Source organism: Ferdinandcohnia sp. GQ5 (genome assembly GCF_059759275.1).
Genome location: NZ_JCAXEW010000033.1, coordinates 25,330 through 31,990, shown reverse-complemented (window position 1 = coordinate 31,990; position 6,661 = coordinate 25,330). Strand labels below are relative to the sequence as shown.

The 6,661-nt window shown below is 40.8% G+C and carries 7 protein-coding genes; 2 read left to right on the top strand and 5 right to left on the bottom strand.

Translation table 11 applies throughout. The features are described 5' to 3' along the window. Positions 1-106: 106 nt before the first annotated feature. A complete protein-coding gene (locus tag AC6CHV_RS25535; protein WP_498079919.1) occupies positions 107-397 on the bottom strand; it encodes a DUF5327 family protein in 291 nt (96 codons plus the stop codon). 416 nt (positions 398-813) lie between these two features. Then, positions 814-1,092, bottom strand: a complete 279-nt coding sequence (gene hbs, locus AC6CHV_RS25530) for a non-specific DNA-binding protein Hbs (RefSeq protein ID WP_010677267.1) — start codon at positions 1,090-1,092, stop codon at positions 814-816. A gap of 266 nt (positions 1,093-1,358) precedes the next feature. Between hbs and AC6CHV_RS25525 the strand changes: the two genes are divergently transcribed. Together AC6CHV_RS25525 and AC6CHV_RS25520 are read left to right on the top strand one after the other, a co-directional pair. Continuing rightward, entirely contained in the window at positions 1,359-1,637 is a 279-nt protein-coding gene (locus AC6CHV_RS25525) for a small, acid-soluble spore protein, alpha/beta type (RefSeq protein WP_498079918.1), read from the top strand. A 12-nt stretch (positions 1,638-1,649) separates the two neighbouring features. After that, entirely contained in the window at positions 1,650-1,793 is a 144-nt protein-coding gene (locus tag AC6CHV_RS25520; RefSeq protein ID WP_165918240.1) for a hypothetical protein, read from the top strand. 47 nt (positions 1,794-1,840) lie between these two features. Here AC6CHV_RS25520 and AC6CHV_RS25515 read toward each other — a convergent pair whose 3' ends face one another. From AC6CHV_RS25515 to AC6CHV_RS25505, 3 genes are all read right to left on the bottom strand, one after another. Further along, positions 1,841-3,502 carry an alpha,alpha-phosphotrehalase gene (locus tag AC6CHV_RS25515; protein ID WP_498079917.1) on the bottom strand — a complete coding sequence of 554 codons (1,662 nt, stop codon included), beginning with the start codon at positions 3,500-3,502 and terminating at the stop codon, positions 1,841-1,843. 46 nt (positions 3,503-3,548) lie between these two features. Further along, positions 3,549-5,234 (bottom strand): alpha,alpha-phosphotrehalase, encoded by a 1,686-nt coding sequence (locus tag AC6CHV_RS25510; RefSeq protein WP_498079916.1) that lies wholly within the window; start codon positions 5,232-5,234, stop codon positions 3,549-3,551. A 313-nt stretch (positions 5,235-5,547) separates the two neighbouring features. Next, positions 5,548-6,567 carry a substrate-binding domain-containing protein gene (locus AC6CHV_RS25505; RefSeq protein WP_498079915.1) on the bottom strand — a complete coding sequence of 340 codons (1,020 nt, stop codon included), beginning with the start codon at positions 6,565-6,567 and terminating at the stop codon, positions 5,548-5,550. Between the last annotated feature and the right edge of the window lie 94 nt (positions 6,568-6,661).

Sequence of the window (6,661 nt, the reverse complement as noted above, 5' to 3'; positions counted from 1 at the left end):
TTATCGGACATAAATTTCAATATATCGGACATTCCCGGCCAAATATCGGACATAACTCTCCTTTTATCGGACAAAACCAAAACAGATAAAAAAAGAGATTCTCTGTTTAGAAATCAAACAGAGAATCTCCATTAGCATCGTCTTCCTCTAATTTTGTAGCGTTTTGGATTGTCGTTGTTTGCGGCATCGCTGGAATGGACTGCACAACCGGTCGCACCGGTTGTACAGGCACCGCCTCAACCCGCTTTCCCTCTGTTGGAGCCTCATCCAACACAAGGTCACATAAGGTCCGAATGGCCATCAGACGCTCTCTCACCTTTTGTTCACTCTCTTCACTCTTTGCTCTCAACAATTCCTGCTGCATTTTATCTAAAATCTTATTCAAAGATATATTCACAAAGTTCACTCCTCTATGCCCGAATATCTACGTTGTAGGAAGGGGTTTGCGGTTGCTTGATATGCTTTTCCTCATACTTCATACAATGTACCCCAGAAGATCTAAAAACCGCTATAGAGGGCATTGCCTGCGTCTTAAAATTGAAGGCGCGACAGCCACGAGGAAATTTCGGTTCCCATGTCGTATAAAAATGCTTGCATTTTAAGCAATTGACTCGTTTTTGCATCCCTTCACTACCTTTGTAAAATCGATACTCCTATTTTCCCATGAGCAATAGGGGTGCGTCAAACTCACATTTTGACAATCTAGCAATTCGCATATAGGCTTTTACAATCGGTTGCACACTTTTAGTCTAAGAGTATGAAAAAACCCCTCAGATCGTCTCTGAGGGGCATTTGCGCAGGGATTATGTAATATTACTTACCAGCTACTGCGTCTTTAAGAGCTTTACCTGGTTTGAATGCAGGTACTTTGCTAGCTGCGATTTCGATTTCTTCACCAGTTTGTGGGTTGCGGCCTTTACGAGCAGCACGCTCACGAACTTCGAAGTTACCGAATCCGATTAATTGTACTTTATCTCCGCTACTTAATGCATTTTGAACTGCTTCAAATACTGCGTCAACAGCTTTTGTTGCATCTTTTTTAGATAGTTCTGCACTTTCAGCAACTGCACTGATTAGTTCTGTTTTGTTCATTTTAAAATTCTCCTCTCCAAATAAGCACATATTCTTTTTACCACTTTTTTCATAGGTTCGCAAGAATTTAGGCTAAATTCCCCCTATTAAACTGGTGGTATAAGTATTACATCACTAGATTAGCCAAAAAACAAGCGTTTCAAACCAAAAAAACTGATTTTAATTAAATTCTTTAAAGAATGTTGTTACTACCAAGTTTTACCGAATCTCTAGATTTTATACTAGGGAATACTATAAAAAATTACATGACGAAAGGAGTGTCCCTCTTGGCACGAAAAAAACGTCGACCACTCATTCCTGAAGCAAGAGAAGGGCTTGACCAACTCAAAGCAAATATAATGCGAAAACAAGGCTACAAAACAGATCCATCTAACCCTGACAGCGTAAAATACGAAGTCGCAAAGGAACTGGGGATTCCATTAAAGGAAGACTACAACGGAAACCTCACGTCCAAGCAAGCAGGCAAAGTCGGTGGCAACATCGGTGGCAATATGGTTAAAGAAATGATCCGCATGGCGCAAGAAAACTTAAATAAACGCGGGTAAGGTGGTGTTCGTATGGATAAAAAGAAAAACCGTGATGGTCAATCCAATCATAGCCAATACAAAGTTGCCAAAGGCCCGAAAGCAAGAGAGTCCGGCTATGAGGCAACCTATGAATACACAACAGGTAATGAAGTAGGAGAGCCAGATCATAAATAACTCACTCAAAATCCCCTATGCCTTACTTAAGCATAGGGGTCTTTAAATTAACCTAACCGATATACTCGTGCCTCATACGCTCTTAATTCTATTGAATCTGTAGCCTCGTGTGCATCGATATAATAATTTGCCAACATTAGCTCATTATGCCTAAATTCACCTTCTGGCAGACGACAAATGGCATTTTCTTGAGATAGATTCGTTACAACAATCACTTTCTGATCGCCTAGCGTGCGTGTGTATACATATAGCTGTGGGTCTTCGGCTAGTAATAAGTCATACTCACCATACGTGAATACTTTATTCGCCTTTTTCAAAGCAATCATTTTTTTATAAAAATGCAGCACAGAATCTTCATCAACCTGCTGGTCTTCAACATTAATTTCCACGAAATTTGGATTAACACCCATCCATGGTTCTCCTGTTGTAAAGCCTGCGTTTTCAGTATTGGACCACTGCATTGGAGTACGTGAGTTATCCCTACTTGTCGCCCAGATGACCTCCATAATCTCCTCATGCGGGACACCCTCAGAGCGCTTTTCATGATACAAGTTTTTTGTTGCCACATCATCATATTCTTCGATGGATTGGAATTGAACATTTGTCATTCCAATTTCTTGCCCCTGGTAAATGAAAGGAGTTCCTTGCATGAAAAAGTACATGGCACCTAGCGCCGTTGCACTTTCCTTCCAATAGTCCTTATCATTTCCCCAATTAGATACGACACGTGTTTGATCATGGTTCTCGATAAACAATGCATTCCAGCCCATGTTTTCTAGTCCCTTTTGCCATCTCGTAAGAACTTGTTTGAGCCCGACCACATCAAGTTTTTGTTTCTCTTCATCCCATAGGCCTAAATGTTCGAACTGGAACACCATATTGAATTTTCCTTGTTCCTCGCCAACCCATTCTTCTGCATCCTCGACACTTACACCATTTGCTTCACCAACTGTCATAATGTCGTATTTGGCAAAGGTTTCTTTCTTTAATTCTTGTAAAAATTCTTGAATCCCGGGACGATTCATATGGCCGTCGAAAGAAGAAACATACTTTAGACCAGTTGGATTTGGCAGATCAGGGAAACCCGGTACTTTTTTAATATGACTAATCGCATCTACCCGGAAACCATCAATGCCTTTATCGAGCCACCAATTAATCATGCGGTATAACTCTGTGCGAACCTCTGTGTTCTCCCAATTGAGATCAGGCTGCTTTGTAGAAAAAATATGCATGTAATATTGACCAGTCTCTTCATCAAAATCCCATGCCGGCCCCCCGAATATACTTTCCCAGTTATTTGGCTCTTTTCCATCTTTTCCATCATGCCAAATATACCAATCCCGCTTTGGGTTATCCTTTGAAGAACGAGATTCGATAAACCAGGGGTGTTCATCACTTGTATGGTTAATAACTAAATCAATAATGAGTTTCATCCCACGCTTATGGGTTTCCTCTAGTAATTCATCAAAATCAGCCATCGTTCCAAAGTCAGCCATGATGTCTTGATAATCGCTAATATCATAGCCGTTATCATCATTGGGTGATTTGTAAACAGGGCAAATCCAAATTACATCGATCCCCAGATCTTTTACATAATCTAATTTGGATATAATCCCCTGTAGATCACCGATACCGTCACCATTTGAATCCATAAAGCTTCTTGGATAGATCTGATAGGCAATTGCTTCCTTCCACCATGCTTGCTTCATTTTTGTATCCTCTCTTCCCTTCTACAGATGGTACTCAAATCCACCTTCAAATCGTTAACCGATACACTCTTGCCTCATATGGCTTTAATTCTATTCTTTCAATTGATTCATTTTGATTGACATCATAATTGCCAATCAATAGTTCCTGTGATTTGTAGCTACACTCTTCTGGCAACTCAAATAATGTATGTTCGTTTGAAAAATTCAGTACTACCAGTAACTTTTCATCAGCTAATATTCTAGTATACGCATAAATCGTTGGATGCTCCGGCAACAGCAGGTCATAAGTACCATATACCATAATCTCATGCTGCTTTCGTAACTCAATCAATCTTTTATAATAATGAAAAACAGAATTTGGATCATCCACTTGTTTAGCCGCATTAATGTCCCGGTAATTCGGATTCACCGAAATCCATGGAGTGCCTGTCGTAAACCCAGCATTCTCACTTTCGTCCCATTGCATAGGGGTACGCGCATTGTCTCTTCCTTTTGCGTAGATAGACTGCATAATTTGCTCTGGAGCCACGCCTGCATCTACCTTTTCCTTATACATATTTAGGGTTTCGATGTCCTTATAATCGTCAATGGAATCAAACTGAACATTCGTCATCCCAAGTTCTTCACCTTGATATATATATGGAGTTCCCTGCAACATATGCAAAAACGTTCCAAGCATCTTTGCTGACTCTAACCAATACTCACCGTCATCACCAAATCTAGACACCATCCTAGGCTGATCATGATTATTTAAATACAAACTGTTCCAGCCAGAGCCTTCCAGACCTTTTTGCCATTTGGTAAACGTTTGTTTCAAATCTAGTAGATTTAATGGTCGCAAATCCCATTTTCCTGTTGGACCTGAATCTAAATCCATATGTTCAAATTGGAAGACCATGTTTAGCTCATTACGGTCCGAACCTGTATACTTTTGCGCTTCTGCTGTGTCGACACCCGGCATTTCGCCAACAGTCATAATGTCGTATTTCGATAACACTTGTTGGTTCATTTCCTGTAAAAATTCATGGATTCGAGGTCCATTCATATAATAAGGTGCACCTGAAGCATATTTTTTTCCTTCCTGCGGTTCACCATCTGGTAGCGCTGGAACTTTTGAAATTAAATTGATGACGTCCATTCGGAATCCATCTATTCCTTTTTCAAGCCAAAAAGTCATAAGGTCATAGACTTCCTCACGAACTTTCGGATTCTCCCAATTGAGATCAGGCTGTTTTTTACTAAATAAATGTAGAAAGTATTCGTCTGTTTGCTCATCATATTGCCATGCTGAACCGCTAAAGAAGGACTCCCAATTATTCGGTTCCTTACCATCTTTAGCAGGACGCCAAATGTAGTAGTCACGGTAAGGGTTATCCTTTGATTTTCTGGATTCCTGGAACCACTTATGCTCATCTGACGAATGATTTACGACTAGATCCATCATTAGCTTCATGCCGCGATTATGCATCTGCGAAAGTAGCTCTTCCCAATCAGCCATCGTGCCAAATTCATCCATGATCTCACAGTAGTTGCTAATATCATAGCCATTATCATCATTAGGGGATTCATAGACAGGGGAGAGCCAAATTACATCAACACCAAGGTCTTTTAGATAATCAAGCTTTTCGGTAATTCCCTTAAGGTCTCCAATTCCGTCGCCATTTGTATCCTTAAAGCTTCTTGGGTAAATTTGATACACAACACTTTCTTTCCACCATGTTTTGTTTTCCATTTCCCATAAACTCACTTTCTAGAGGATGTTTAAAAAGTGCGGTAAAAATGACACATCGAATTTCTGCAAACACTGCACCGATAACAGAGTAATAACTAGGTTATGCGCTTGCGTCTGCTAGTTAACTCAGGAAGTCAATTCCTCAGCGCAAGGCTTCAAGGATGTTTACTCAAGCAGTTGCCTCGCTCCGCTACTCGGGAGCTCGCGCCGCCTTGAACCTCGACGCACAGGAAGTGCTAGTGTCGACAAGACATTAGGCCGTGGCGTTTTTGTCGACGCGGTCCTTTTTATCCTCCTTTTTAAACCTTCATTTTTATTTAATCCGTACGCACGACTTCCGTTCAATTAGTTTTGCCGGTATCGTAATCCGCTTTGGTAAGACATCCGGATTTTTTATTTTTTCAATCAAACAGCTTGCACCTTCAACTCCCAGTTGAAAAATATCAATATCCACTGAGGTGAGGGGAGGCTTCGAATATTCAGCCAGTAGTACGTTGTTAAAGCTTGCAATGGAAACGTCCTCTGGGACGCGAATATTCAATTCTTCAAAGTGACTCATCAATTCAATCGCGATAAAGTCATCTGTACAAACTAATGCTGTAGGTGTTTTCACCGAACTTAAAAAGGATATAATCGCTTCTTTCCCTTTATTTATCGTACTCTTTTGAACGATATAGTCCTCATTAAAAGAGATCCCAGCCTCGCTTAGCGCTTGTTTGTATCCTTCAAGTCGATCGAGCATAAACACAAAGTCGCCGTCATAGCCGACAAATGCAATTTTCGTATGACCTAAGTCAATCAAATAGTCCGTTACGACCTTCGTGATGTAGATATTGTCATTGTCTACATACGTGACTCGTTCTGCGCCTATCACAGGTCGACCAATCACTGTAAACGGAAAATCGATCTTTTGTAAATACTTGATAATACGATCATCTGTCCGCGAATAGAGAAGAATTAAGCCATCTACACGGCGACCTTGGACCATCCCAACAACTTCTTCATAAATCTCATCTTCCGTTCCAGCTGTCGAAAGGTACAATCCATACTTATGTTCACGTGCTTGTACGCTGATCCCTCTAATCACTTCCGGGAAAAAAGGATCTTGAAGCACATGGGATGCTGAGAATGGCATCACAACCCCAATGGTTGCTGTGCTATTTACCGCTAAGCTTCGTGCTGTAAAATTAGGATGATATCCGAGCTTATCCATCGCTTCACGTACTCGTTTTTTTGTTTCTTCACTAATTCGAGGGTTATTTGCTATGACCCTTGAGACAGTGGAAGGCGAGACATTTGCCTCTTTTGCAACATCTTTAATTGTAATAGCCATACATACCCTCCATATTAGAAAAGCGCAAGGTGCCTTCTATCGGCTACAAGCATTAGAAAAGCGCTGACAGAAGGCGTTCTTTGCCTTCAGAAGC